This window comes from Thiohalocapsa halophila (assembly GCF_016583825.1).
Lineage (GTDB): Bacteria > Pseudomonadota > Gammaproteobacteria > Chromatiales > Chromatiaceae > Thiohalocapsa > Thiohalocapsa halophila.
The window spans coordinates 1-24,388 of sequence record NZ_NRRV01000026.1 but is presented as its reverse complement, the minus strand read 5'-3'; the positions used below and the strand labels follow the sequence as shown (position 1 = coordinate 24,388).

At 68.7% G+C, this 24,388-nt stretch carries 22 protein-coding genes; 13 read left to right on the top strand and 9 right to left on the bottom strand.

Going from position 1 to position 24,388, the window contains the following annotated elements; all coding sequences use genetic code 11:
• Positions 1-219 precede the first annotated feature (219 nt).
• On the top strand, positions 220-975 hold the full coding sequence (locus CKO31_RS12225; protein ID WP_200237694.1) for a type 2 periplasmic-binding domain-containing protein: 756 nt from the start codon (positions 220-222) through the stop codon (positions 973-975).
• Between the two features lie 18 nt (positions 976-993).
• The gene (locus CKO31_RS12220; RefSeq protein ID WP_200237691.1) at positions 994-1,890 is read left to right on the top strand and encodes a GGDEF domain-containing protein; all 897 of its coding nucleotides are present in this window, start codon (positions 994-996) and stop codon (positions 1,888-1,890) included.
• Positions 1,891-1,956: 66 nt separating this feature from the next.
• Here the strand turns inward: CKO31_RS12220 and CKO31_RS12215 are convergent, their stop codons facing one another.
• Genes CKO31_RS12215 through CKO31_RS12200 form a run of 4 tightly spaced genes read right to left on the bottom strand, consistent with a single transcriptional unit; the run spans position 1,957 to position 8,591 of the window.
• Positions 1,957-2,256, bottom strand: coding sequence for a thioredoxin domain-containing protein (locus tag CKO31_RS12215; protein ID WP_200237689.1), 300 nt, complete (start codon positions 2,254-2,256; stop codon positions 1,957-1,959).
• Positions 2,253-3,959: a DUF7125 family protein gene (locus CKO31_RS12210; RefSeq protein WP_200237687.1), complete on the bottom strand. Its 1,707-nt coding sequence runs from the start codon at positions 3,957-3,959 to the stop codon at positions 2,253-2,255. The genes CKO31_RS12215 and CKO31_RS12210 overlap by 4 nt, the downstream gene beginning before the upstream one ends.
• Positions 3,960-3,996: 37 nt before the next feature.
• The gene (locus CKO31_RS12205; RefSeq protein WP_200237684.1) at positions 3,997-7,617 is read right to left on the bottom strand and encodes an EAL domain-containing protein; all 3,621 of its coding nucleotides are present in this window, start codon (positions 7,615-7,617) and stop codon (positions 3,997-3,999) included.
• Positions 7,614-8,591 (bottom strand): ABC transporter substrate-binding protein, encoded by a 978-nt coding sequence (locus CKO31_RS12200; protein ID WP_200237682.1) that lies wholly within the window; start codon positions 8,589-8,591, stop codon positions 7,614-7,616. Before CKO31_RS12200 ends, CKO31_RS12205 begins: the two co-directional genes overlap by 4 nt.
• A gap of 419 nt (positions 8,592-9,010) precedes the next feature.
• On the opposite strand from CKO31_RS12200, the gene CKO31_RS12195 reads away from it, so the two are divergent.
• Positions 9,011-9,604 carry a class I SAM-dependent methyltransferase gene (locus tag CKO31_RS12195; protein ID WP_200237679.1) on the top strand — a complete coding sequence of 198 codons (594 nt, stop codon included), beginning with the start codon at positions 9,011-9,013 and terminating at the stop codon, positions 9,602-9,604.
• 162 nt (positions 9,605-9,766) lie between these two features.
• On the opposite strand, the gene CKO31_RS12190 is transcribed toward CKO31_RS12195, so the two are convergent.
• From CKO31_RS12190 to trxA, 3 genes are all read right to left on the bottom strand, one after another.
• Positions 9,767-11,077 (bottom strand): paraquat-inducible protein A, encoded by a 1,311-nt coding sequence (locus tag CKO31_RS12190; RefSeq protein WP_200237677.1) that lies wholly within the window; start codon positions 11,075-11,077, stop codon positions 9,767-9,769.
• A gap of 71 nt (positions 11,078-11,148) precedes the next feature.
• On the bottom strand, positions 11,149-12,405 hold the full coding sequence (rho, locus tag CKO31_RS12185) for a transcription termination factor Rho (RefSeq protein WP_200237675.1): 1,257 nt from the start codon (positions 12,403-12,405) through the stop codon (positions 11,149-11,151).
• 224 nt (positions 12,406-12,629) lie between these two features.
• Positions 12,630-12,956, bottom strand: coding sequence for a thioredoxin TrxA (gene trxA, locus CKO31_RS12180; protein ID WP_200237672.1), 327 nt, complete (start codon positions 12,954-12,956; stop codon positions 12,630-12,632).
• Between the two features lie 557 nt (positions 12,957-13,513).
• On the opposite strand from trxA, the gene CKO31_RS12175 reads away from it, so the two are divergent.
• Positions 13,514-15,034, top strand: coding sequence for a DEAD/DEAH box helicase (locus tag CKO31_RS12175; protein WP_200237670.1), 1,521 nt, complete (start codon positions 13,514-13,516; stop codon positions 15,032-15,034).
• 89 nt (positions 15,035-15,123) lie between these two features.
• Here the strand turns inward: CKO31_RS12175 and yrfG are convergent, their stop codons facing one another.
• Positions 15,124-15,810: a GMP/IMP nucleotidase gene (gene yrfG, locus CKO31_RS12170; protein ID WP_200237667.1), complete on the bottom strand. Its 687-nt coding sequence runs from the start codon at positions 15,808-15,810 to the stop codon at positions 15,124-15,126.
• 120 nt (positions 15,811-15,930) lie between these two features.
• Here yrfG and nudE point away from each other — a divergent pair, with 120 nt between their 5' ends.
• Together nudE and CKO31_RS12160 are read left to right on the top strand one after the other, a co-directional pair.
• Entirely contained in the window at positions 15,931-16,497 is a 567-nt protein-coding gene (nudE, locus tag CKO31_RS12165; protein WP_200237665.1) for an ADP compounds hydrolase NudE, read from the top strand.
• 98 nt (positions 16,498-16,595) lie between these two features.
• Entirely contained in the window at positions 16,596-17,705 is a 1,110-nt protein-coding gene (locus tag CKO31_RS12160) for a thioredoxin family protein (protein ID WP_242475325.1), read from the top strand.
• Between the two features lie 106 nt (positions 17,706-17,811).
• On the opposite strand, the gene CKO31_RS12155 is transcribed toward CKO31_RS12160, so the two are convergent.
• The gene (locus tag CKO31_RS12155) at positions 17,812-18,687 is read right to left on the bottom strand and encodes a DUF6279 family lipoprotein (protein WP_200237662.1); all 876 of its coding nucleotides are present in this window, start codon (positions 18,685-18,687) and stop codon (positions 17,812-17,814) included.
• 183 nt (positions 18,688-18,870) lie between these two features.
• On the opposite strand from CKO31_RS12155, the gene CKO31_RS12150 reads away from it, so the two are divergent.
• The 7 genes from CKO31_RS12150 (at position 18,871) to CKO31_RS12120 (ending at position 23,853) form a co-directional block, all read left to right on the top strand.
• Positions 18,871-19,380 carry an MOSC domain-containing protein gene (locus CKO31_RS12150; RefSeq protein ID WP_242475324.1) on the top strand — a complete coding sequence of 170 codons (510 nt, stop codon included), beginning with the start codon at positions 18,871-18,873 and terminating at the stop codon, positions 19,378-19,380.
• A 40-nt stretch (positions 19,381-19,420) separates the two neighbouring features.
• Positions 19,421-19,807 carry a thiol-disulfide oxidoreductase DCC family protein gene (locus tag CKO31_RS12145; protein ID WP_200237659.1) on the top strand — a complete coding sequence of 129 codons (387 nt, stop codon included), beginning with the start codon at positions 19,421-19,423 and terminating at the stop codon, positions 19,805-19,807.
• Positions 19,808-20,136: 329 nt separating this feature from the next.
• Entirely contained in the window at positions 20,137-20,511 is a 375-nt protein-coding gene (locus tag CKO31_RS12140; RefSeq protein WP_200237658.1) for a hydrogenase maturation nickel metallochaperone HypA/HybF, read from the top strand.
• A gap of 125 nt (positions 20,512-20,636) precedes the next feature.
• On the top strand, positions 20,637-21,617 hold the full coding sequence (gene hypB / locus CKO31_RS12135; protein ID WP_200237655.1) for a hydrogenase nickel incorporation protein HypB: 981 nt from the start codon (positions 20,637-20,639) through the stop codon (positions 21,615-21,617).
• Between the two features lie 383 nt (positions 21,618-22,000).
• On the top strand, positions 22,001-22,507 hold the full coding sequence (locus CKO31_RS12130; protein WP_200237805.1) for a hypothetical protein: 507 nt from the start codon (positions 22,001-22,003) through the stop codon (positions 22,505-22,507).
• A 123-nt stretch (positions 22,508-22,630) separates the two neighbouring features.
• Entirely contained in the window at positions 22,631-23,122 is a 492-nt protein-coding gene (locus CKO31_RS12125) for a DUF302 domain-containing protein (protein WP_200237653.1), read from the top strand.
• 389 nt (positions 23,123-23,511) lie between these two features.
• Positions 23,512-23,853 (top strand): TusE/DsrC/DsvC family sulfur relay protein, encoded by a 342-nt coding sequence (locus CKO31_RS12120; protein ID WP_200237651.1) that lies wholly within the window; start codon positions 23,512-23,514, stop codon positions 23,851-23,853.
• Positions 23,854-24,388 lie beyond the last annotated feature (535 nt).

Below are 24,388 nucleotides of genomic sequence, written 5' to 3'. Positions count from 1 at the left end.
CACGGATCTCCGGGGCGCGTCGGCATGACGCGTGATAATGCAATTGGCAGACGCCTTGATATCCTTAAGGGATCGTGACTAGCTCTCACCAGGGAGGCATGGGACATGGCGAATGCGCTGGCCAGGATCTTTGCGCGTGTGCGGGGCGTCGCTCGGGCCGAGCCAGGACGTAACCAGATTGGCGCGTCGTGCTGCCCGATCGCATTGAGCTTGTTGCTGTTGCCTGCGACGCCGGTCGCCGAGGACTTCGTGCTCAGCGTTGCGCAGCTGCCTCTGTACTCGGAGAGTCCTCGCGACGGCATCCTGATCGACGTGCTGAAGGCGCTGGATGCCGAGTACACCCAAGGCCGCTTCCACATCGAGGTATACCCGTTTCAGCGTTCCATTAACAACGTCGTTGAGGGCCGCGCGGACTTTCACTTTCCCACCATCGGGCCGCATGTCTGGCAGCGCGAGGACGACGAGCTCGAGCGCGCCATCGCCGCCGACGGCATCCGCCGCTCGCGCTGCAGTCTCACCAAGACGCATTTCGCGCTCTTCAGCAATGCCGAGCGCCCGCCGCTGGACACCACCGCACTGGACGCCTATCACATCGAGACGGGCCGCGGCCACCGAGCCTTCTTCAAGGAGGATTTCAGCGCTACCACCTGCCTGGCTTGCAGCGTGCGCAAACTGAGCGCCGGGCGCATCGACGGCCTGGTGTTCGCCGCGCGCGAGATCGAGGTCCTCGCCCGCCAGGAGGGTATCGACAATATCCGCCGCCAGGATTTCCGTATTTTCGGCTCCAAGTTCATCCTGCCCATCGGGGCCAAGGGCGATCGCATCGATGCGCTGCTGTGCCGACTCATCGCGCAGCTGGTGCGCGATGGGCGTCTGCGGGAAGTCGCGGCCCCCTATTCGGCCTATTTCGAGCGTGCGTTCGGCGCCCCCTACCTGCCGACCCCCGCCGATTTGCGTGCGCCGTCGGGGCCCTGAGCCCGCAGCGGCGGGACCATGAGCATTTTCCGGAGTCGGCTGTTCCGCGCGGGTGCCTCCCCGCTGAGCGTGCGGCTGCTGCTGGTCATCCTGGTGAGCAGCTCTCTGGTGACGCTCGTGATCACGGCGGTCCAGCTCGCCGGCGAGTACTACGCCGACGTCGACTATATCGAGCGGCGCGTCGCCCAGGTGGAGGACAGCTATCTCGGTCCCATCACCAATAGCGTCTGGAATTTCAACGAGACGCAATACGTCATGCAGCTGGAGGGGATTCTCACCCTGCAGGACGTCGTCTTCGCAGAGATACTCGGCCCCCGCGGGGGGCGAATCGCCGCCGGCGGCGACCCGCGGGCGCCTGCCGATCTCGTGCAGCATTTTCCACTGCGGGTGGAAAACTACGGGCGCGAGCTCGACATCGGCACCCTCGCGGTGGTCGCGAGCTTTCGGCGCGTCTATCGGGATTTGCTGAACCGCGGCCTGACCATTCTCATCAAGCGCTTCAACGACACCTATGGCCATTTGCAGGGGGATGATGCGCTGAAGCGCATCGCGCAGGTGCTGGGCGCGGCCGTGCAGGGCCCGCAGGGTGCCGCCGCCCGTTACGGCGGCGAGGAGCTCATGCTGATGCTGCCGAACATCGACCGAGACGGGGCGCACGCGCTCCTTGAGCAGTTGCGCCAACGCATCCAGGCGCTGGCCATAGCGCACCGGAGCTCTCAGACGGCCGAGGTGGTCACCGTGAGCGGCGGCTGCGTGGTCTATGTGTCCGCCCAAGCGCTCAATCATGTCGAGTGCCGTCTGCTGGTGGACGATCTTCTGTATCAGGCGAAACAGGAAGGGCGCAACCGCGTCAAGGTGCTGGAGCTTGCATCCCAGCGCCCAACGGGCGTCGGCGTTGGCGATGGCCGCTGCTAGGGCCTCGGCGCGCGCCCCGTAGGGCCATGGTCCGGCCGCGGCAGACTCGGGTGCTCGCTTGGGCTGTTACCCCTCGGCCAGAAAGCGCTCGAGCATGTCGCGCTCGGAGAGGTCCCCATAGAGCACGTCCGGTTGTCCGTTCGGCCCCGGCCGCAGCAGTGCTGGGGTCGCAAAGATGCCGTAGGACAAGGTTTGTGCGGGGTCGGCAGCCAAATCCACCTCGCGTGTCGCGATGTCGCCAAGGCCGAGCTGCTCGAGGGCGCGCGCCAAATTCTGCCGCGCGCGGCGCGAGCGCGGTGCATCGCCGGTAACCAGTAGAACCAGCTCCTGCTGCAGCTGAGCACAGGCGTCGGCAGGGTCGTTCATGGCGTCTCGTCTCCCTGTGGTGCGTCGCTGTGCGCAGTACGGGTGCTGCGCCGCGCAAGCACGTCCCGCTCGTGCTCGCGGTCGAATTGCTCGGTTTGCACGCTATCCTGCTGCTCGAGCGCCAGCTCCTGGCGCAGCTGCGCCGCCTCGGCCTCCGCCTGGCTCAAGCGCCGCTCGAGCTCGTGCTGGCGCTGTTGGCGGGCGAGCACGCGGCGGCGGCGCTCGGCATGCACCTCGCTTTCCTTCTGCATGCGTGCGGTTCCCATCAAGACTTCGGTACCGTACTCGTAGACATCGGCCAGGTCGATACCGCGCTCCGACAGCAGCAGCTCGCGCACCTGGTTGGAATGCGCCGAGCCGCGCGACTTGACCAGTGACAAGGAGCGGTTGCGCTCGCCGCCGCGGACGTTGAAATCCAGCGCCAGCCAGGTGTCGGCCAGGGTCGAGGTGTGGCTCAGCGTCGCCTCTCCCTGCGGGTCGTCGCGAGTGCCAAGCGAGGTGAGCACGGTGGTGATCCCGCGCAGGTGGGCGATGTCCAGAATGCGCTCGATGGAGACGAAGGCACTGTCCACGCCTGGCGCCTTCAGCAGCGCCGAGATCGGGTCGATGACCAGACACTGCGGCCGCAGCCGGTCCAGGGCTTGGTGCAGGGCCCAATAGTGCTCCTCGACCAGGCCCGACCAGGCCTCGCGTGCAGCGAAGTGCAGGAGCCCCCGATCCAACGGGCCGCGCAGATCGATGCCCACCGAGCGCAGGTTGCGTACCACCGGCTCCTGGTCCTCGTCGAAGCTGAGGTATAACACCCGTTCGCCGCGCGCCGTCGCGCTCGCTGCAAAGCTTGCCGCGAGCGTCGTCTTGGCGGTGCCCGGCAGCCCCGAGATCAGCGCCGTCGAGCCGCGATAGAGCCCGCCGCCGAGCACTTCGTCGAGCCGCGCAACTCCAGTGCTGAGCCGCTCGGTGCTCGCCTCGATCCGGCCCGTGGCGACCTGCGCCGCATAGTGTCCGTGCGGCAGATGGACGCCGTCGTGGTCCATGATCATCGCCACCTCATCGGCGACGTGCGCGGTGCCGCGGTATTTGGCGATGCGCAGCCGCCGGCTCAGCCGGTGTCCGACCAGCTTGGTCGAGACCAGGATCAGGGTCGAGAGCATGAACTCGACACCCTCCAGGTGCGTCGGCGCAGTTTCCGCATCGCCCAGCTTGCCGGTCAGCAGCAGGCTGACGCCGCGCGCCTCGCACCAGTCGCTCAGCTGCTGTACCTGGTCGATGGCGTCCAAGGGGTTGCGCTGGCGGCGCAGCAGGTGGTCGACGCCGTCGAAGACCACCCAGGAAGCCTGGCGGCGCTCCAGACACAGGCCGACAGCAGCCAGGAGCCCCTCGAGGTCAAAGGCCCCCGAGACCTCGGCGCCGAGCTGCGGGCGCGCGTCGATCAGCTCGAAGCGCTCGGCCTCGGCCAGGCTCGGGCCCCAGCGAAACGACGCCGCGTCGCGCAGAATCTGTGCGCACGACTCCTCAAAGGAGACGAATACACCACCCTCGCTGCGCGCGATCGCGTGCGCCAGGATCTGCAGCGCCAGCACGGTTTTACCCGCCGCCGGCCGACCGAGCATGAGGGTGCCGCCGGCGGCCGGAAGGCCGCCGCCAGTCATGGCGTCCAGCCCCGGGATATCCGTGGCGCGCTTGATCAGCTGCTGTTCGTTCATGGCTCCTCGTCTGTGTGCTGGGCGCGGCGTCGGCGGCTCATGCCGACCCGATGGGCTTGGACTGCCCGAGCGGCAGCCGGCTGTGCTGCTCCAGCAGCCAGCGAAAGTCTTCTGCCTCCAGCGGCAAGCTGTAGAAGTAGCCCTGCCCGAAGCGGTAGCCCAATCCGCGGAGGGCGGTGCACACGGCCTCGCTCTCGATCCCCTCTGCGATCACGTCGGCGCCGAGCGCGCGGCCGAGCCCGAGCACAGTGTCGACCACCTTGTGGCTGAAGGCATCGGTGAGCATGTGCCGGACAAAAGCCTGATCTACCTTGATCTCGTCGAACGGATATCGCTGTAGGTAGCTCAGCGACGAGTAGCCGGTGCCGAAGTCGTCCAAGGACAGGCGGATGCCGGTCTCGTGCAGTGCTTCGAGCTGGCGCTGCAGGCTGTGCGATTCTCGCTCGAAGACGCTCTCGGTGACCTCGAGGATGAGCGCGTCCGGGGCGACACCGTGCGCTGCGAGCGCGGCGTCCAACTGCTGATGGAAGCCGCCATAAGAGAATTGGGAGACGGAGACATTGACCGCGACCCCGACGACATCGAGGCCGTCGCGCTGCCATTGGCTGAGCCGACGGCACGCCTCGTGCAGCACCCATTCGCCAATCGGCACGATGAGCTGGCCCTGCTCGGCGAGCGGGATGAATAGCCCCGGCGCCAACAGCCCGCGCTCCGGGTGGCGCCAGCGCAGCAGCGCCTCGCAGGCGATCAGCCGGCCGTCGCGCAGATCGACCTTGGGCTGGTAATGCAGCTCCAGCTCATCGCGGTCGAGCGCCCGTCGCAGCGCCCAGGTCATCGCAATGCGCTCCCGGACCCGATGGTCCAGGTCCGCAGTGTAGGCGATGACGCGATCGCTCGCGCGCTCGCGCTTCTGAAACAGGGCCAGCTCCGCCTCTCGCAGCAGGTCCTCGGCCGATCGCCGGCGCTCACCGAGGTCGGTATAGCCAATATGGACCGAGACCTCGATCGGCCCGTGGTTGAGCAGAAACGGCTGTTGGTCCATGGCGGCCAGGGCCTGTAGCCGCGCTTCGAGCATCTCGTCGGCGCCGGCGCGCAGAAAGACGACCAGCTCGTCACCACCGATGCGCCCGACCAGCCCGTCAGCACCGACCTGCGCCTCGAGCCAGCGGCCGATCTCGACCAACAGCTGGTCGCCGGCCTCGTAGCCATGGGCATCGTTGACGTCGCGCAGGTCCTGCACATCCAGCATGGCCACTGTCGCCACCCGCGGCCAGTCGCCTGCGGCCAGTCGCTCGCGCAGCACCGCGGTAAAGCCGACGCGCGAGAGCAGCCCGGTCAGACGGTCGCGGAAGGCGAGCTGCTGTAGCTCCCGCTCAGCGCGCTTGCGCTCGCTGATGTCGACGTGCATCACCACGACGCTGTGGTCGGCGCTCTCAGCCATGTCCGACACCAGTCGGTTGGCACTGAGGCGGAACCAGCGCTCCTCGTGCGGTGCGTGACAGGGATACTCGAGGCTGAAGCTCTCGCGCTCGGCGTCCAGCACTTGGCGCAGCCCGCGAGCGACCGCAGGCGCCTCCTCGGCGCGCTCGCCCGCGGCCTGCTCACAGACCTCGAGATAGCTGCGGCCGAGGCCGAGGTCGCTGTCGCCGTAGTCGTTGTCCTTGCCAAAGCACCGCCATTGGTCGTTGACGTCGACGATCCGGCCCTCGGTGTCGAGCAGCGCGATATGCGCCGGCAGCGAGTCGATCAGCGCCTTACGCACGCGCAGCAGCTCGGCCAGCTGGTCGCGAGAGCGGCGCAGCGTCTGCTCCTGCTCGCGCAGCGCTTCGAGCAGCTCATGGCGCTCGGAGACATCGGTGAGATAGACCGCCAGGCCTGTGTCGGCGGGATGGATGCGGGTGTCGACCCAGCGGCCGATCGCCGGGCAGTAGTCCTCGATCCGGGTGCTCTCGCGCGTGGCCATCGCCTGGCGGCAGCGTGCCTCGAGGGCGGTCCCCCGCATCTCCGGAAAAGCCTCCCAGAGGCATTGCCCCGTCAGCTCCCGGCGCGAGCGCTGCATCAGCCGCTCCGCCTCCGGATTGAGGTAGCTGAAACGCCAGCCGGCATCGAGCAGGAAGAAGGCATCGGTCATGCGCTCGAGCATGGCGTTGAGGCGCTCGCCCAGGCGCTGCGCCGCCTCCTCGGAGAGCTTGCGGCGGTCGATGTCCTGGAACGAGCCCTCGGCGGCGACAATGGCGCCCGCGGCATCGCGCACCGGCGCGCCAGTGGCGCGCACCCACACCCGCCGACCACCGGCGTCGATGATTTGCAGCTCCAGGTCGTAGGGCTCGCCGCGCTCGGTGCAGGCGCTGAAGGCCGCGCGGATCTGCGGACGGTGCTCGGGGGCATAGAAGGCGATGCCCTCGTCGACCTTCGGCGTGTATCCGTGCGGCATGCCGTGGATGTCGGCGACGGTGTCGGACCATTCCTGTCTGCCTGTCTGGAGGTCGACCCACCAGCCGCCGAAGCGCCCAACCCGCCCGGCGATCTCCAGCAGCCGTGACTGTGCGCGCAGCTGTGCTTCGGCCCGCGCCAGATCACTGATATCGGTGATCACGCCGACGGCCTGGGGCCGGTGTTCGTCCCGGCCCGGAATCGGGTAGTAGCGCACCAGCAGGCTTCGCCAGATGCCGTCGGCGTTTTGGCGCTCGGTCCGATACTGCTGGGCTTGGCCAGCGAGGCAGGCGTCGATGTGCGCCTTGGCGGTCTCCTGGAAATAGGGGGCGCCAAGGACCTCCGGGACCGAGGCGCCCTCGATCTGGGCCGGGGTGCGGCCGAACAAGCGCGCATAGGCGGCGTTCACCAACAGGTAGCGATAGTCGGCATCACAAATCGCGAACAGGTCGTCGCTACCCTCCACCAGGGCGCGGTACTGGCGCAGGCGCTGCTCCCGCCTGTGGCGCTCCTCCAGCATCCGATTGAGGGTGCGCGAGACCTCGGCGAACACCTTGGGCCCCGAGACCGGCGCGCGGGCGTCGGCGTCGCCGGTGCGGATCGCCTCGATGGCGTGGATCAGCCGCTGTGCCGGCGCCGCCATCTTCCAGTAGAGCAGGGCGAAAGCGCTGGTGCCGAATACCGCGAACAGCACCGCTGCTGCGGCCAGGCGGAGCGCGATGACCCGCTTATCGCTGGCAATGGCCGCACGGCGCTCGCCGATGACCTCGCTCAGTGCCGTGTCCAGGGCCGTGCCGTGGCCGGCGATCTGGGTCAGCAGCAAGCGCGCGCGGGGCGCGAGCGCAAGCGGCCGGAGGCCGTCTCGCGGCGCGGTGCCGGCGTCCCCCGGCGCCGACGCCTGGGCAATGGCGTCGATCAGGACGCGCACCTGGTGCGCCGCCTTGAGCGCATCGGGATGGCGTGCGCCGAGTCGCTCTAGGCGGCGCTGGATCCGCGCCGCCTCCGCGCGCACCGCCTGCCACAGGTCGGGGTCGGCGCCGTGCAGCAGCAGCCCGTCACTGGCTACTGAAAAGGTGTTGATGCGCTGCTGCAGTTCGGAGAGCGCCGTCAGCTCGTGCTCGGCTTGCTGCAGCCGCTGTGTGCTCAGCAATGACAGCGCCAGCACCAATAGTAATCCGATGGCGCTGCCGACGAGGGTCGCGATGCCCAGATGGAACGGCTTCATTCCGCGGGGCCTGCGGTCAGTCGCGGATGCGGGATGGCGACCGCCCAGGGGTAGAGGTCGTGCAGCGGCACCGGGTCGATCATCGACAGCACCGCGACCTCGCTGACCGCTGCGCCATAGTGCTCGCGCGCCCAGTCGATCTGCTGCTGCAGCGTTGCGATCAGCGACCAATCGAGGCCGAGGTCGTAGTCGAGGACATGCCAGGTCGGGCGCTGCGCCTGTGGGTCGACACCAACGCGGCGCGCATAGCGCGCGAGTGCAGGCTTGGGGCTGCGCTCGATGAGCTCCACCGCGTCGCGGTAGACGGCGAGCAAGCTCCGCACCATGCGTGGGCGGGTCGCCACCACCCGGCCAGAGGTGACCAGTACCCATTTTGCTGTGTATCGACCGTCTGCGTCCACAGTCTCGATCGGGAGCCTGCGCTGGCGCATCCGTGCGATCCAGGGCTCCCGGACCACGGCCGCGTCGGCTTCGCCACTGGCCAGCAGGCCGGCGATGGCGTGGGCCGGCTGGTCGTGCACCGTAAAGCGGCTGGGATCGAGCCCCTGGAAGATGGTAAACACCCACCACGCGAATTCGGCGTTGGTGCCCTTTGGCAGCGCAACGCGCAGGTCGTTGTCAGTCCCGGCGAGGTCGACCGCAGGCAGATCGGAACGGACCACGACGCGATTGATATGGGTAGAGTGCAGCAGATTGGCGAGGATGACCGGGTCCTCGGCGCCGCCCGGGGTTGGATCGCTCAAGCGATCGATGACCAAAGGGGTGAGCGCGCACAGCGCGACATCGGTCTCGCCCGCGCGCAGGCGCGCGAGGCTCTGCTTGCCGGAGCTGTTATAACGGACCTCGGCGTCGAGTCCGCGGCGGGCGAACAGGCCTTCGCCGGCGGCGATGACGGTGGGCAAGTCCCCGAGATAGTCGGCCCCGTCGATGCGGATCGACTCGCCGCTGGCGCCGCCGCACAGGGCCGCAATCACGACGGCGGCGACAAGACCGCGAAGCCGGTAGTGGGCGGTGCGGCGGCGAGGCCAGTCGGGCGCCAGCGACGCATCCGCAAGCTCCGGATGCCGAGAGCCGCGCCCGCAACTGGTGGAGTACATAGGCGGCGAAAACCCAGAGCACTGTAACCGTTAGTGCCATCAGTGTATCCCCGATGGGCGCAGATGCGCACTGCCTGGGTGGCGATGGGTACTGCTAGACTCCGCGGCTGGAGAGGCTAAGGCGTCGTCCGCCCTCGATGCGGTATGCTTAACGCTTGCCGTGTGGTCGCCCATGCTCGAGCGCAGTATGGCCGGCGTGCGCAGCCCGCGCGCCTGCACCCCACGCATTCTCAAAATCCGTTGCCACACAACGCCTGGGCGCGTTTGCAAGCGTTCAGCTGCGGGGAAGTCTTTGCATGTCACCGAATCCATCTTTGCGCAAACGCCCCAACGGCCATTTGCTGTTTACGCAACAGTTCTTACGGCACCCGCGCCAGATCGGCTCGATCATCCCGAGCTCCGCCTTTCTGGAGCGCCGCGTGATCGCCGCCGCCGACATTGCCACCGCCAAGTGCGTGGTCGAGCTGGGTCCCGGCACCGGCGGCATGACGCAGGCCATGCTCGATGCCATGGCGCCGGATGCGCGGCTGCTCAGCATCGAGATCAACCCGCTGTTCCATGAGCAGGTCAGCCGCATCGACGACGAGCGGCTCATCCCCCACCTCGGCAGCGCCACCGACATCCGGGCGATCGCGGACGCCCATGGCCTGGGGCTGCCGGACGCCATCGTCTCGGGCATTCCCTTCTCGACCATGGACCAAGCTATCGGCTCACAGATCCTCAAGGAGGTCGCCGACGTGCTCGCGGATACCGGGCGCTTCGTCGCCTACCAGTTCAACCCCCGTGTCGGGTCCCTAGGCCGCCAGTTCCTCGGGACGCCGGAGATCGCCATGGAGCTCCTGAACATCCCGCCGATGCGGGTGTTCCGCTGGGCGAAATCCCCCGCCTGAGGCGACGCTTGAGCAGCCGCGCGCCGACTGCGCTCGGCGCCGGGGCGTCGGCTTGCTCTTGGCTGCCGGTGCAAGGCGCCGACCGGCACCGAGTGCCCTGTCGGGGCGAATCACCGCCCTTGGCGCTCCACGTCCTCTGCCAGCCACGCCTTGATTAGCGGCTCAGCTCGCGCGTTTCCCGACCCGCGCTTCCAGCAGCGCCGACAGCACCAGGCTCGCCAGCACGAAGGCCAGGAACAGATAGAAGCCGAGCTTGAGCGCGGTGCCGTTGGTGGTGATGACGTCTAGGCCGCGGCCGCTGCCGGCCATGGCCGCGAGCTGGCTCTCCACCAGACCGCTGAACCCCACATAGGCCATGAGCATGGCCACCACCAGCACGTCGGCCATGGACCACTTGCCCGAGCGCAGCGCGAAAAAGTAGACGGCGCCGTTGGCCCGCAGCCCGCGCCAGTTCAGATAGTAGATGAAGCCCGCCAGCACCTTGAGCGACGGGAACACCAGGCTGAACAGGGTGATGAGGACGGCGACGAAGATCATGTCCCAGGCGCCGGTGTCCAGCAGCACCCGCACCACATCGAGGATGCTCTTGCTCTGAAAGTAGAGCACCTGATCGGTGAAGACGATGGGCTCGCCGAGCAGCACGAAGCGCAGCTCCGAGATACGCGCCTCCACGTCGATCATGGGCGTGATCACGCCGCCTGCCAGCAGCACCAGGCTGCCGGCGGTGAGCATGACCATGACCTCGGGCCGAAGGTGCGGGCGCTCGCGCCAGCCGACGAAGAACATGGTCGCCACCGCGAGCAGTGCACCGAGGGCGAAGGTCCGGGCACGCGCCTCGAGCGCAGCCGCCGCAGCGCGCAGACGCGCCTCGCAGGCAGCGGCGTCGGCGCAGCCGTGGCGGGCGAGCACGGCGTTGTAGGCGCTGAAGTCCGTGGCCGTGAAGGTGGCGTCTGCCGCAGCGTCCACCGCCGCCAACAGCCGGTCTTTCAGCTCGGCGCGGGCTTGGGGACGGTTCAGCTCCTCGATGACGGCGTCCGCGTACCTCGGTGTCTGGGCGCGCAGCTCGTCGAAGTCCACCAGGAAGTCCTGCACGCCCTGGCGCAGCGCGCCGCCCACGCGCTCCCAGACGTTGTCGCCGCCGGTGTTGCGCCGGCGCAGATAGTCTTCGACCTCTACCAGGATGCGGTCGAGGGCGATCTCGATGTTGCGCTTGATGACCGGCCGATTGGCCTCGGTCACCTCGAAGGTGTCGATCTTGCGGGCCAGCAGCGCCGAGAGCTGCGCGACCCAGACCTCGGCGTTGAGCAGTCCGTAGCGCACGTCGTGCAGCTCGGCGAGATCCGTCTCCAGCTGCTGGACGCGGCGCAGATCGATGATGGCCTGGACGGCGAGCAGGCTCGCCGCGAGCAGCAACAGGCCAAGGGAGAGGGCGGCGGCGAGGCGGGCGCGGGCCGGGGGCAGGGTGGCTGACATGGCGGCGGCGTCCCTGGCGCGGCGGCTGCGGCTGGCGGCTTGGATTGGCGCCGGGGTTGGCGATTGGCGGCTCAGCCCTTCATGGAGTCGAAGAACTCGCTGTTGGTCTTGGTGTGCTTGAGCTTGTCGAGCAGGAATTCCACCGCCGCCAGCTCGTCCATGGGATGCAGGATCTTGCGCAGGATCCACACCTTCTGCAAGTCCGCGGGCTTCATCAGCAGCTCCTCGCGGCGGGTGCCTGAGCGGTTGATGTTGATGGCCGGGAAGATGCGCTTTTCGGCGATGCGCCGGTCCAGGTGGATCTCCATGTTGCCGGTGCCCTTGAACTCTTCATAGATGACGTCGTCCATGCGCGAGCCGGTCTCCACCAGCGCGGTGGCGATGATGCTGAGCGAGCCGCCTTCCTCCACGTTGCGGGCGGCGCCGAAAAAGCGCTTCGGGCGTTGCAGCGCGTTGGCATCCACGCCGCCGGTGAGCACTTTGCCCGAGGACGGCACCACGGTGTTGTAGGCGCGTGCCAGGCGGGTGATGCTGTCGAGCAGGATGACGACATCGTTGTTGTGCTCCACCAGCCGCTTGGCCTTCTCGATGACCATTTCGGCCACCTGTACATGGCGCGTGGCGGGCTCGTCGAAGGTGGATGACACCACCTCGCCGCGCACGGAGCGCGCCATTTCCGTGACTTCCTCGGGCCGCTCGTCGATGAGCAGCACAATGAGGTAGACCTCCGGCTGGTTGTGCGCGATGGACTGGGCCACGTTCTGCATCAACATGGTCTTGCCGGCCTTGGGCGGCGAGACGATGAGGCCGCGCTGGCCCTTGCCGATGGGGGCGACGAGGTCGATGATCCGCGCCGTCAGGTCCTCCGTGCTGCCGTTGCCGATCTCCAGCTGCATGCGCTGCTGCGCGAACAGCGGCGTGAAGTTCTCGAACAGTATCTTGTGCTTCGCGGCTTCCGGGCGCTCGAAGTTGATGTCGCCGACCTTGAGCAGCGCGAAGTAGCGCTCGCCGTCCTTGGGCGGGCGGATCTTGCCGGAGATGGTGTCGCCGGTGCGCAGCGCGAAGCGCCGGATCTGGCTCGGCGAGACATAGATATCGTCCGGCCCCGCCAGGTAGGAGGCGTCCGCGGAGCGCAGGAAGCCGAAGCCGTCGGAGAGGATCTCCAGGACGCCGTCGCCGTAGATGTCCTCGCCCCGCTTGGCGCGTGCCTTCAGGATCGCGAAGATCAGATCCTGCTTGCGCGAGCGGCCGATGCCCTCGAGTTCCATGGACTGGGCCAGCTCCACCAATTGGGGAACCGGCATCTTCTTGAGCTCTGTGAGATTCATTGCGTCGTTGTGATGGCGATGGGCCGCCGATTGATCGGCGCCGGGCGGGTGGGCGCCGGTGATGGCGATGCCGCGGCGAAGCTGCGCGGCGGTGCGGTTGGACCGGCGGTGGCGGGGTTGTCTGGCTGTCCTGCCGAAGCGCCCGGGGTGGAGCGGGGCGCCGTTCCTATGGCTGCGGTGGTGGCGGCGCCTGTCGGGTGGCGGGGCCGCCGGCCGGGCCGGGCTCAGAGATTGCTGTCGATGAAGACGGTCAGCTGCGACTTGGACACGGCGCCGACCTTGGTGGCCTCCGGCTCTCCGCCCTTGAACAGCATGAGCGTCGGGATGCCCCGAACCTTGAAGCGCTCGGTCACGGCGCGGTTCTGATCGATGTCAAGCTTGGCTACCTTAATTTTGCCGGCGTACTCCTCGGCGATCTCCTCCAGCAGCGGGGCGATCATCTTGCATGGGGCACACCAGTTGGCCCAATAGTCCACCAGGACCGGCTCGGGGGAGTTGAGCACCTCTTCCTCGAAGGTGTCGTCCGTTACTTGCAGGATACGGTCGGTCACGTCTGATCTGTCTCCGCTCGGGTGAAGGTTTGCGGCGGGCGGCATCCCTAACAGGCGGCTGCGTCGCGCATGGCGGTGGGTGAGCTGTGGCTGATGCTGGCTCCGGCGCTAGGTGCGAAAGCTTCTTGCGCTTGCCCAGGTCGCGCTTGCCAGATTGGTCATTGCCAGATTGGTGCCTGCCAGACTGGTACTTGCGAGATTCGGGCCTGTCAGACTGAGCCCCTTAGGGCCGCCGAGCCGTCTCACTGCCTGAGATGCAGCCTCCCCCGACTCGACTCGGATGCGGCGGCGGCGCGAATCAGGGGGGAGGTTGGGCGGATTGGCGTTGTTATCGCCCCGAAGGTTAAGATGCCATTTGAGCCAAAGATGTCAAGATTTGCAACCCCTCCCAGCCCCTCAGTCCAGACCGTCCGCCCAATCTGCCGCCCAATCTGCCCCCCAACCTGCGCGAAGATTGAGCCGCAGCCGACCGGCGGGCGCATCGGCGGCCCGCCGTGCTCGCGCCTCGCCGGCACCTCGGCGGACCCCTGGGGGCCGGCCCAACGCCGTAGGAATCCATGCCGCATACTCATCTCACCGACGTGCGCTTCGACAGTTTCGACCTCGACCCGCGCATCCTGCAAGGGCTCGCCGACGCGGGCTTCAGCCACTGCACACCGATCCAGGCGCAGGCCCTGCCGCTGGCGCTCGCCGGGCAGGACGTCGCCGGCCAAGCCCAGACCGGCACCGGCAAGACCGCTGCCTTTCTGGTGGCGGGCATGCAGCACCTGCTGACGCACCCGCCGGCCGAGCAGCGCGCGGGCCCGTGCCAGCCGCGCATCGTCATCCTCGCCCCCACGCGGGAGCTGGCGGTGCAGATCCACAGGGATGCCGAGGTTATCGGCAAGCACACCGACTTCAAGCTGGGCCTGGTCTACGGCGGCACCGGCTACCAGCAACAGCGTGACGACCTCGCCGCCGGCTTGGACATCCTCATCGGCACGCCCGGTCGGCTCATCGACTATTTCAAGCAGCGGGTGTTCGATTTCCGATCCGTGCAGGTCATGGTGCTCGACGAGGCGGACCGCATGTTCGACCTCGGCTTCATCAAGGATATCCGCTTCGTGCTGCGCCGGCTGCCGAGCCCGACGGAGCGCCTCGGCATGCTGTTCTCGGCGACCCTGTCCTATCGGGTCACCGAGCTCGCCTACGAGCACATGAACGACCCGCAGATGGTGGAGATCGCCCCGGAGCAGGTCACCGCCGACCGCGTGCAGCAGACCTGCTACATGGTTGCCAACGACGAGAAGATCCCGCTGCTGCTGGGGCTGGTGCGCCTCGAAGGCGCGCGCATCATGGTCTTCGTCAACACCAAGCGCGAGGGCGAGCGGGTCTGGGGCTACCTGGAGGGCAACGGCGTGCATGCCGCCATGCTCTCCGGCGACGTGCCGCAGAAGAAGCGCCTGAAGCTGCTGGCGCAGTTCACCTCCGGCGAGCTGCCCGTCATGGTCGCCACCGACGTCGCGGCCCGCGGGCTGCACATCCCCAATGTGTCCCACGTGATCAACTACGACCTGCCGGACGACGCCGAGGACTATGTGCACCGCATCGGGCGCACGGCCCGCGCCGGCGAGGCCGGCGACGCCATCAGCTTCGTCTGCGAGACCTACGCCTTCTGCCTGCCGGACATCGAGGCCTACATCGGCATGAAGATCCCCGTCGCCGAGGTCAGCGCGGACATGCTCGCCGACGTGGACCCCAAGAGCCGGGTGCCGGCGCCGCGGCGCCCCCGCGACGGGCGCGGCGGGGAGGGCCGCGGCGGCCGTCGAGAGCCGGGCGGAGACGCCCGCCGGGGCCGCGGTCCACGCGGGCGCGGCAAGCCCGGCGGCGGGTCCGGCCATCGCGACGCCGGCCAGTCCGGCGCCGATGCCGGCGCCTCCGAGCAGCAGGGCCCCCAACAGGCGCAGCAACAGCCGGCGGCGCCGGGAGCCTCCGGCGAAGCGGGCAAGGACGGATCCGGGGCCGACGATCAGGCCAAGCCCAAAAAGCGCCGCCGGCGGCGGCGCAAGCCAGCGACGGATTCGGCCCCCGCCACCTGAAGCGCGCCGGCGCCAGGCTGCGGCGTGTCACGGCGACGCCGATGGCAGCAGGCGCTGACCCGGCCGGGCCCCGGATCGGCGTCCCCGCGTCAGCGCAGCTGCGGCAGGATCTCCGAGAAGCGCGCGATCGCCGGAAACTCCCGAATCGCCCGCGCCGGCGCCCGCGAGTCCGGTGCGCTCACCGCCAGCAGCCAGCGGAAGCCGTAGTCGCGGGCGGCGCGGAGCACGTCCAGGTTGTCGTCGACGAAGAGGGTCCGCGCCGGGTCGAAGGGCTCGACCTCCCGCACCCGCGCCCAGAACCCCGGCGTCTCCTTGGCCAGCTGCAGGTCGTGGGCGCAGATCACCTGCTCCAGCCGGCCGCCGAGACGCGTGCGCCGAAACTTGAGGTCGATGGACATCTGGTGGGCATTGGTCACCAGCACCCGGCGCTTGCCGCGGGCGGCGAGGGCGTCGAGAAAGTCCGGCACGAAAGGGTGCACGGCAATCAGGTGCTCCACCTCGGCCTTCAGCAGCGCGATGTCCAGCCCGAGCTCCCGGCTCCAGTGGTCCACGCAATACCAGTCCAGCGTGCCCTGGATGCGCCGATACTTGGGCAGCAGCGCGTCCTTGGCCTCGGCCAGGCTGACCCCGAGCTTGTCGGCATATCGCTGCGGGACGTGCTCCAGCCAGAAGTGATTGTCGTAGTTCAGGTCCAGCAGCGTGCCGTCCATGTCCAAGAACACAGTGTCGATGGCGGCCCAGTCGAGCTGCGGTGCCGGGTCGTTGCGCTGAGACATGGTCGGGACTTCGCTGCGGTTGGTTGTCTGGCGGATGCCGCGCAGAATACCGGACGCCGCTCGCTGCGCGCAGCCACCCGCCGATTCCCGGAGGCACCCGTTGCCGGAGACCCCCAGCTCATGACCAGACAAAAACCGCGCATCCTCGCCCGACGGCTGGCGGCGCGCTCCGGCATCTTCCGCGTCGAGGCGGTGGACCTGGAGTTCGCCAACGGCGAGCGCCGCACCTTCGAGCGCATCCTCGGCGGCACGGACTCGGTGATGATCGTGCCCGTGGACGCCGACGATAACCTGCTGCTGGCCCGCGAGTATGCCGCCGGCAGCGACGACTACCAGCTCGGCTTCCCCAAGGGCGTGGTGGACGCCGGTGAAGAGATCCACGCCGCCGCCGGGCGCGAGCTGCGCGAGGAGGTCGGCCTGGCCGCCGCGCGCCTGGAGACGGTGCACCGCGTGAGCGTCGTGCCGGGCTACATCCAGCACGGCACCCGCATCGTGCTGGCGCGCGACCTGCACCCCGACCCGCTGCCCGGCGACGAGCCCGAGCCCGTCGAGGTGGTGCCCTGGCCGCTGGCGGACGGCGACGGGCTGCTGGCGCGCCCCGATTTCACCGAGGCGCGCTCCATCGCCGCGCTGTTTTTGGTGCAGCGCTTCCTGGCCCGCGAGCGCCGGGCGGCGGGCGGTGCTTGACGGCCGAGCGGTCGGCGCCGTCCGCCGTTGACCGCGAATGCAATGACGGCCCGGCCGATGCAGCGGGGCCCCGAGTCTGACCTTTGGAGGTAGCACGAATGATCCGCGAGCTCACGCGCCGACGTCGGCGCAGCATCCGACGCTCGACCGGCCTATCGGGGAGCCCCATCAGGCTTCTCGGCCCCGGCGTCGGTCTGCTGTTGGGTCTGTCGATGAGCGCCATCGCCGCCACCGGCGGGGATGAATTGACCGCCGGTGCCGACGTGACCACCGCACTCGGCATGGACGATTTCCCGCGCGAGCAGCCGCTCGCCTATCCCGATTGGTTCAAGGAGCCCTTCCTGAACCTGCCGGACGATCACGCCGAGGCCGTCGCCGCCGGCAAGGACCTAGTGGTTTACTTCGGCCAGCGCCGCTGCGCCTACTGCCACAAGCTCATGGACGTGAACTTCGGCGCCCCGGACATCGTCAACTACACCCGCGAGCACTTCGACATCGTGCCCGTGGATATCTGGGGCGTGGCCGAGGTGACCGACCTCCAAGGCAACGCACTCACCGAGCGCGACTTCGCGCTGCGCGAGGAGACCAACTTCACGCCGTCGCTGGTCTTCTACGACGAGGAGGGGCAGGAGGCCCTGCGCCTGCGCGGCTACTACCCGCCCTATCAGTTCCGCGCGGCGCTGGAATACGTCGCCGACGACCACTACCAGCGCGAGTCCTTCCGCGACTATCTGGCCCGGGGCGATAACCGCATGGTGTTCGGCCCGGCGGACCTCAACGACCAGGACTTCTTCGAGCCGCCGCCCCACAACCTGGACCGCTCCGGCCTGCCGAGCGACCGCCCGCTGGCGGTGTTCTTCGAGCAGGGCGACTGCCATGCCTGCGACGTGCTGCACGGCCAGGCCCTGGAGCAGGGGGAGCTCCAGCGCCGGTTCGGCGAGCTCGACAGCGTGCAGCTGGACATCTGGTCCGACACGCCGGTGGTCACCCCGGCGGGGGAGCGCACCACGGCGCGCGACTGGGCCCGGGACCTCGGCATCTTCTACACGCCGTCGGTGGTCTTCTTTGACGAGCACGGCCGCGAGATCCTGCGCGTGGACTCGGTGGTGGGCTTCTATCGCCTGCGCAACGTGCTCAACTACATCAGCAGCAAGGCCTATCTGGACGAGCCCAATTACCAGCGCTGGCGGGTGTCGGAGGCGTTCTGACCCCTTGCAGCCCGACCCGCGGGCGCCCGGCGGCACTCGCCGGCAGCACGCCTGCGCCAACGGCCGACCGGCGATGGTGCAACGCAGGGCGCGCTCAGCAGCAGCGTCAGCAGGCCACCGGCGCCATCTGCGGGTCGCGCTGCAGGCGCAGGAAGTCCCGCCTGAGGCCGGTCAGCCGGTCGATGAGGCGCCGCCGCTGGGCGTCGCTGAAAGTCGCGTCCAGACGCACGATCAGATCGGTCATGGCGCTGCGCAGCTGTATCTGGCTGCGCTCCAGGGCCGCCGGCATGTCGCTGTAGTCCACCAGCCAGTCCGTGAGGAAGGTCTCGATGCGCTCGGGCGAGGCCCCGCGGCGCAGCAGGGCGATGAGCTCGCGGCGCTTGCGGTCGCGGTAGGTGTACCAGGTGGCGGACTCCGGCAGGTCCGCCACCACGTCGCGCACGATGCCGCGCTGGCGGGCGTCCAGCTCGCCGAGCCACCAGCGCATGTTGTCGGCGTAGCGCTCGACGCGCTTGGCCACGCGCTGCGCCTCGGGCCGGGCGGCGTCGTCGGCGTCCTCCTGGGCCTCCTCGCGGAAGCGTGCTTCCAGGGCGTCGATCTGGCTGCGGTCCAGGTCCGCGAGCAGCGGCGCCGCGGTGCCCGCGGCGAGCATGAAGTGGCGGCGGTAGATCACCTCGAGCTGGTCCAGCAGGCAGCGGACGTCGGCGCGGGTGAAGCCCTTGCGGGCGTCGTTCTGCGCACTGTCGAAGAAGGCGGCGAGGTAGGGCAGCTCGGCCTGGCGATGCTCGGCCAGCGCGGACTTCAGCGTCGGCGACCAGCGCTCCATCTGGGCGCTGTCCAGGCCCAGATAGTCCTCGGCATAACGCTCGATGAAGAAATCCGCCGTGTTGTAGGCGATCTGCATCCCCGAGCAGCCGAGCAGCAGCAGCGCGGCCGCGCCTCCCGCGAGCAGGCGCAACAAAGAGACGAGTGGCGAGGTCATGGGCTCGGGATTCCCGTTCGCGGCCGCGGTTGAGCGGCCCTGAGAGAGCGCAATATAGCAATCAACGACAGCGGCGAGCGCCCGAAGGTCCCGTCACGCCCACCCCCCATGCCAGCGTCAGCATTTCCATCCGCCGCCGCCGGCCTCGGCGCGCCGTGGCAACGCCGCGCGCAGCAGACGCCGATGGCCGAGATGATGGCCTGTTTCCCGCAGCCGGGGCGGCTGGTGTGGATCGGGGTGCGCGCCGCCAAGCGCGCTCCGGTGACCAGCCTGGCGCAGGTGCAGGCGCACGCCGGGCGCGGGCTCGCCGGCGATCACTACGCCCAGCCCGAGCGACCGGCCGGTGGCCGGCGCAAGCGCCAGGTGACGCTCATGCAGGCCGAGCACTTGGCGGTGCTGGGCGCCCTCCTGGAGGAGCCGCCCATAGACCCGCTGCGGTTGCGGCGCAACCTAGTGGTGGCCGGCATCAATCTGCTGGCGCTCAAGGACAAGCGCTTTCGCGTCGGCACCGCGGTGCTGGAGATGACCGGCCTGGCGCATCCCTGCTCGCGCATGGAGGCCGAGCTCGGCCGTGGCGGCTACAACGCCATGCGTGGGCACGGCGGCATCACCGCCGCCGTGGTGACCTCGGGCAGCCTGGCGGTTGGGGACCCGGTGGCGCCGTTGCCGCCAGAGGCCGCCGACGTCCGCTGACGCCCAAAGCCACACATACAGAGCACAGGAGCCCAATGCCATGACCTCATCCGCCGATACCGCGATCACCACCTTCTACGACGGCGGCTGTCCGTTGTGCAGCAAAGAGATTGCGCACTACCGACGCCTCGACCGGTCCGGCCAGGTGGATTGGGTGGACATCACCCAGGACCCGGACGCCCTGGCCGCTGTCGGTCTGGATCAGGCGACGGCCATGCGCCGGCTGCACGTGCGCGACGCCGACGGCCGCCTGGTGCAGGGCGTGCCCGCCTTCGTCGCCATTTGGCGGCAGCTCCCGCGCTACCGACTGCTGGCGCGCGTGGTCTCCGCGCTGCGGCTCACGGGCCCCCTGGATGCGCTCTACAGGCGCTTCGCGGACTGGCGCTTCGAGCGCCGCTGCCGCGAGGGAGCGTGCAGTATTCATTGATGCGCATCAGTGATCGTCGGACTTAGGCTCGTTAGCCTCGCCCGCCCAATGCCGTCCCAATGCCGTACAGGCCCGACAACCAGGACGGCTGACTGCTGCCCTTGCGCAGCGCCAAGCCCGACCCGGCCCCGCCTGCATCTGCGTCGCCCCCATGTGTGTCGCCCATTGTCTCGTCAAGCCCTCGGGCCGCCGTGAGGCGGCTGTCAGCAGCGCATTCCTAGCATCAGCCCGGTTCGGGAGTCGCGACTCGTCTGGGGCGTCGTGGCGTCCCTCGGCTGTCGGGCCGGCGGCCGGCCTGCGCGCCGGGCAGCTTCGCGCAGGCGCCGGCCATGCATGAGCTCGCGGTGTGCCAATCGCTGTTGGAGCAGGTGGAGCGCATCGCCGCCGACCATGGCGCGCAGCGGGTCGAGCGTATCCTGCTGCGCATCGGGCCGCTCTCGGGCGTCGAGGCGCCGCTGTTGCGCAACGCCTACCCCCTGGCGGCGGCCGGCACCATCGCCGAGGGCGCGACGCTCGACATCGAGCCGGCGCCCGTGCGGGTGCACTGCGTCACCTGCGGCGCCGAGACGCACGCGCAGCCGAACCGCCTGCTCTGCGGCGCCTGTGGCGACTGGCACACGCGGCTCGTGAGCGGTGACGAGATGCTGCTCGCCAACCTGGAGCTGACGGTGCCGGAAGAGGCCGATGCCGAGGATAGCGGCTGAGTCCGCCGCGGCGCAGACGGCTGAATCCCGGCGCACGCGCCGCCCCGCGCACGGCGCATGGTCAAATTCGCCACCGGCGCTGCTATAGTCCCCCATCGAGCCAGCATCCAACCCGGAGCTCATCCATGTGCGACACCTGTGGCTGTAACGTCACTTCCGGCAACGAGCACCTCGTGCGGCCCGGCGGCAAGCATGCCGAGACATCCTCCGGTCATGCCGCGGTGGAGGTCCTGCAGAGCCTCCTCGGCGAGAACGACCACCAGGCGGCCCACAACCGTGCCCACTTCGACGCCCGCGGCATCCTGGCGGTCAACCTGATGTCCTCGCCCGGGGCCGGCAAGACCAGCCTCCTGGAGGCCACCATCGATGCCCTCGGGGGCGAGCTCAAGATCGCCGTCATCGAAGGCGACCTGGAGACCGAGAACGACGCCCAGCGCATCCGCGCCAAGGGGGTCGAGGCCATTCAGATCGCCACCGGCAGCGCCTGCCATCTGGATGCGCACATGGTGCACGACGCGCTGCATCGTCTGGACCTGACCGACGTCGACATCCTGTTCATCGAGAACGTCGGCAATCTGGTGTGCCCGGCGAGCTTCGATCTGGGTCATCACCGCAATGTCACGCTGCTGTCGGTGCCCGAGGGCGATGACAAACCGGCCAAGTACCCGGTGATGTTCCGCGCCGCGGACCTGGTGCTGCTCACCAAAGCAGACCTGCTGCCGGTGCTGGACGACTTCGATGCCGCGCGGGCGCAGCGCTATCTGCGCGAGCTCGCCACGCCGGCGCCCTTCCTGTCGCTGAGCGCCCGTCGCGATGGCGACAGTCTCGGACCCTGGCTGGCGTGGCTGAGCGCCGAGCTCGCCGCCCAGCGCGAGCGGGTGGCGCAGGGCGCCACGGCGCGACCGGCGCTGCAGCCCGACGGCGCGCTGCTGCACGGCGGCCACGCCGGCCATGAGCACTCGCACCATGAGCACGCGCACACGGGCGCGGATGCGCACGAGCATCAGGGCCATCGCCATGCGCACGCGCACGGCCACCAGCACGGCAAGAGCCACGGCCACGAGGCCGATGAGCACCGCCATGGGGAGCCGCGGGCAGCGGGGTGATACTTCAGGGAAACGCTGGTTTATCGGCCTTTCCCGTGCGGGGCAGGACGGCCCGCCATGTTCAGCGGCTCAAGCCGCTGAAGGAGCCCGGAAACCGCCCCATTTTCAGATCAGGGTGGGGTCCGTCCGCTCTTTGCTCGCGCAAGGCCAAGTAAGCGGCATCTCCTAGGCTCGGATAGGTGCCGGCGCGGGCCGGTGGGCGAGCACCCCGGAGCCGGGGGCTGACAGCCTGCGCCTGTAGTATGCTCTCGCCCGCGGCAACAGGCGGCTCAGATCGCCCCGCAGCGGATGACCCCGAACCGGCAGGGCCAGTTGGCCCGGTTCGCTGCAGCACCGCGCCGACAACAGTTCATTATCGATCCTGGAGGATGCCCAACGTGGCTATGCAAGCCCGCACCATACCGCTCACCGTCGGCTTCGTGTCTGCGCTGATGCTCGCCCCCGCCGTGCAGGCGATCGGCTTTGGCGACATGTTCAACCCGGGCCGCTGGTTCGGCGGCGGCGACGACGACTACTACTACGACGAAGGTCCCTACGGACCCCCTGGCCCTTATGGGCCTTATGGCGGACCCTACGGCGCGCCCGGCTATGGTGCGCCTTATGGGGCACCGGGCTATGGCGCACCCTATGGCGGAACGGGCTACGGCTATCCGACGGCCCCCGGCTATGCTGCCCCCGGCTACTCGGCACCGGCAGCACCCAGCAGCTCCAGCGCCCCCGCAACCGAGAGCGAGAGCGACAAGGATCGCGAGATCGAGGCCCTGAAGCGGCGCATCGAGCAGCTGGAGAGCCGCCAAGCCGCGCCACCCCCGCCGCCGGCGTCGGCACCGAGCAACGGCGGCGACGGCTGGCCCTCGGCTCCCGCCTTCCGGCCCATGGACCAGTACTGAGGACCTGCGGCAGCGGCATGCGACCGTGCCGCTGCCGCGGCCCCGGTATCCCGTCACTGCGATCGGATCTGCGCTCAATCCCCCGGCGGCGCCCTGCTGCCGGCATGTCCTGAGGTCATTGAAATGGCGCCGCGACGCTTATCATCCTTTCTCCGGCATAGCCTGCTCACGCTCGCTGCGGTCTTGATCGTCGCCGGACCCGTGCACGCCGAAGAGCGCTATGCCGTCTACGAGAGCGACAGCAGCTTCGGCGACGTCATCGACGGCCTCAAGCTCGCGATCCAGGAGCGCGGCATGTACATCAACAATGTCATGCACATGGACGAGATGCTGGAGCGCACCGGCAAGGACCTCGGCATGGACGAGACCATCTACACCCATGCCCAGTCCATCGAGTTCTGCAGCGCCGTGCTCTCACGCAAGATGACGGCCGAAGACCCCGTGCGCATCGTCAACTGCCCCTTCATCATCGCCGTCTACACCCTCCCGGACGAGCCGGACACCACCTATGTGGTGCACCGCCGTATGCCCGCTGATGAGACCGACGCGAGCCCCGTCATGCGCGAGGTGGCCGACATGCTGGAGGCCGTCGCCGAGGGCGCTGTCAGCTGGTAGCAAGCCCAGCGCACCCCGTCGGGGCACCACCCCAGCAACGCACCCCAGCAACGCCCTGCCGCCGCGGCATCTGCCAGCAGCGCCTCGCCGCGGCCAGCCCTCCCCTGCTGTCGCCGACCGACGGCGTCCTGTATCTCCTTGTCCGGTCTTGACTGCGCGTCTCTCGTGCCCATACAGGGCGGGCCGGCACCAGCAGATCCAGCCTGACTTGACCCAGGTCTAGTATTTAGGGCCCATCGGCTGCCGGCGCTAGTCTATATTTCCTTGACAGGTGGCGAAGCACCTGTTCCATCACTTTCAAATTTTCTAATAAGCCAATTGAGACCACCCGCCCGGCGCAATGTCGGGCACCACGCTGACCGACCACCCGCGGGTGGAGGAGAGACTGAATGACTGCCGTACAGATCGCCGGCCGCGAGGTTCACTTCAACAAACAGGGCCATTTGGCAAGCTTCCTCGACTGGGACAACGACCTCGCGGAAGCGCTGGCCGCAGAAGAGGGCCTCGAGCTCACCGACTGCCACTGGAGCGTCATCAACTTCCTGCGCGAGTACTACGCCTTCCACGAGATCCCGCCGTCGCCGAAAGTGGTCATCCGCGCCATCGGCCATGAGGTATCGCGGCATACGCCTTGCACGCGCAAGAATCTGGAAAGCCTCTTCCCCGACGGCGGCTGCAAGCAAGCCTGCCGCATCGCCGGCCTGCCGAACTACTACTGCCACGCCTGCTGAGCCCCCTCCCCCAGAGGCGGCTCCCACGAGCCAACGGCTCCGTGGGAGCGCCATCCCTGGCGCGAACACCAAACCGAAACGGAGCCGTCGCGGCCAGAGGCCGCTCCCACAAGCCAAAGGCGCCGTGGGAGCGGCATCCTTGCCGCGATGACCGAGCCGGAACGGAGCCGTCGCGGCCAGAGGCCGCTCCCACACGCCACTGGTGCCGTGGGAGCGGCATCCCTGCCGCGACGACCGAGCCGGGACGGCGCTGTCGCGGCCAGAGGCCGCTCCCAGTGCGCCCGCGAGGGCGCCTCATCAGCACGGTGAAAGTCCGTGTCGGAGTAAGCCGAAGCTCCGTAGCCAATGGTAACTGCGTCGCCGCGAGGCGGGGTGGAGAGCAACAGTACGCGAACTGTCGGTCTGCAGGATAACGAACCCGATTCGGCGGGGTGTTGTGGCGAGCCCACTGGGAGGCGGCGAAGCCTGAAACTCACCGTGGACGCTGGTGTACGGCGTGTAAAGCGATCCACGGGCGGCATCACGTGGTTGGGGG

Coding starts and splice junctions, on each gene's coding strand:
- CKO31_RS12220 (WP_200237691.1), top strand. CDS start 994: ATGAGCATTTTCCGGAGTCGGCTGTTCCGCGCGGGTGCCTCCCCGCTG.
- CKO31_RS12215 (WP_200237689.1), bottom strand. CDS start 2,256: ATGAACGACCCTGCCGACGCCTGTGCTCAGCTGCAGCAGGAGCTGGTT.
- CKO31_RS12210 (WP_200237687.1), bottom strand. CDS start 3,959: ATGAACGAACAGCAGCTGATCAAGCGCGCCACGGATATCCCGGGGCTG.
- CKO31_RS12205 (WP_200237684.1), bottom strand. CDS start 7,617: ATGAAGCCGTTCCATCTGGGCATCGCGACCCTCGTCGGCAGCGCCATC.
- CKO31_RS12195 (WP_200237679.1), top strand. CDS start 9,011: ATGTCACCGAATCCATCTTTGCGCAAACGCCCCAACGGCCATTTGCTG.
- CKO31_RS12190 (WP_200237677.1), bottom strand. CDS start 11,077: ATGTCAGCCACCCTGCCCCCGGCCCGCGCCCGCCTCGCCGCCGCCCTC.
- rho (WP_200237675.1), bottom strand. CDS start 12,405: ATGAATCTCACAGAGCTCAAGAAGATGCCGGTTCCCCAATTGGTGGAG.
- CKO31_RS12175 (WP_200237670.1), top strand. CDS start 13,514: ATGCCGCATACTCATCTCACCGACGTGCGCTTCGACAGTTTCGACCTC.
- yrfG (WP_200237667.1), bottom strand. CDS start 15,810: ATGTCTCAGCGCAACGACCCGGCACCGCAGCTCGACTGGGCCGCCATC.
- nudE (WP_200237665.1), top strand. CDS start 15,931: ATGACCAGACAAAAACCGCGCATCCTCGCCCGACGGCTGGCGGCGCGC.
- CKO31_RS12160 (WP_242475325.1), top strand. CDS start 16,596: ATGATCCGCGAGCTCACGCGCCGACGTCGGCGCAGCATCCGACGCTCG.
- CKO31_RS12155 (WP_200237662.1), bottom strand. CDS start 18,687: ATGACCTCGCCACTCGTCTCTTTGTTGCGCCTGCTCGCGGGAGGCGCG.
- CKO31_RS12150 (WP_242475324.1), top strand. CDS start 18,871: ATGGCCGAGATGATGGCCTGTTTCCCGCAGCCGGGGCGGCTGGTGTGG.
- CKO31_RS12145 (WP_200237659.1), top strand. CDS start 19,421: ATGACCTCATCCGCCGATACCGCGATCACCACCTTCTACGACGGCGGC.
- CKO31_RS12140 (WP_200237658.1), top strand. CDS start 20,137: ATGCATGAGCTCGCGGTGTGCCAATCGCTGTTGGAGCAGGTGGAGCGC.
- hypB (WP_200237655.1), top strand. CDS start 20,637: ATGTGCGACACCTGTGGCTGTAACGTCACTTCCGGCAACGAGCACCTC.
- CKO31_RS12130 (WP_200237805.1), top strand. CDS start 22,001: ATGCAAGCCCGCACCATACCGCTCACCGTCGGCTTCGTGTCTGCGCTG.
- CKO31_RS12125 (WP_200237653.1), top strand. CDS start 22,631: ATGGCGCCGCGACGCTTATCATCCTTTCTCCGGCATAGCCTGCTCACG.
- CKO31_RS12120 (WP_200237651.1), top strand. CDS start 23,512: ATGACTGCCGTACAGATCGCCGGCCGCGAGGTTCACTTCAACAAACAG.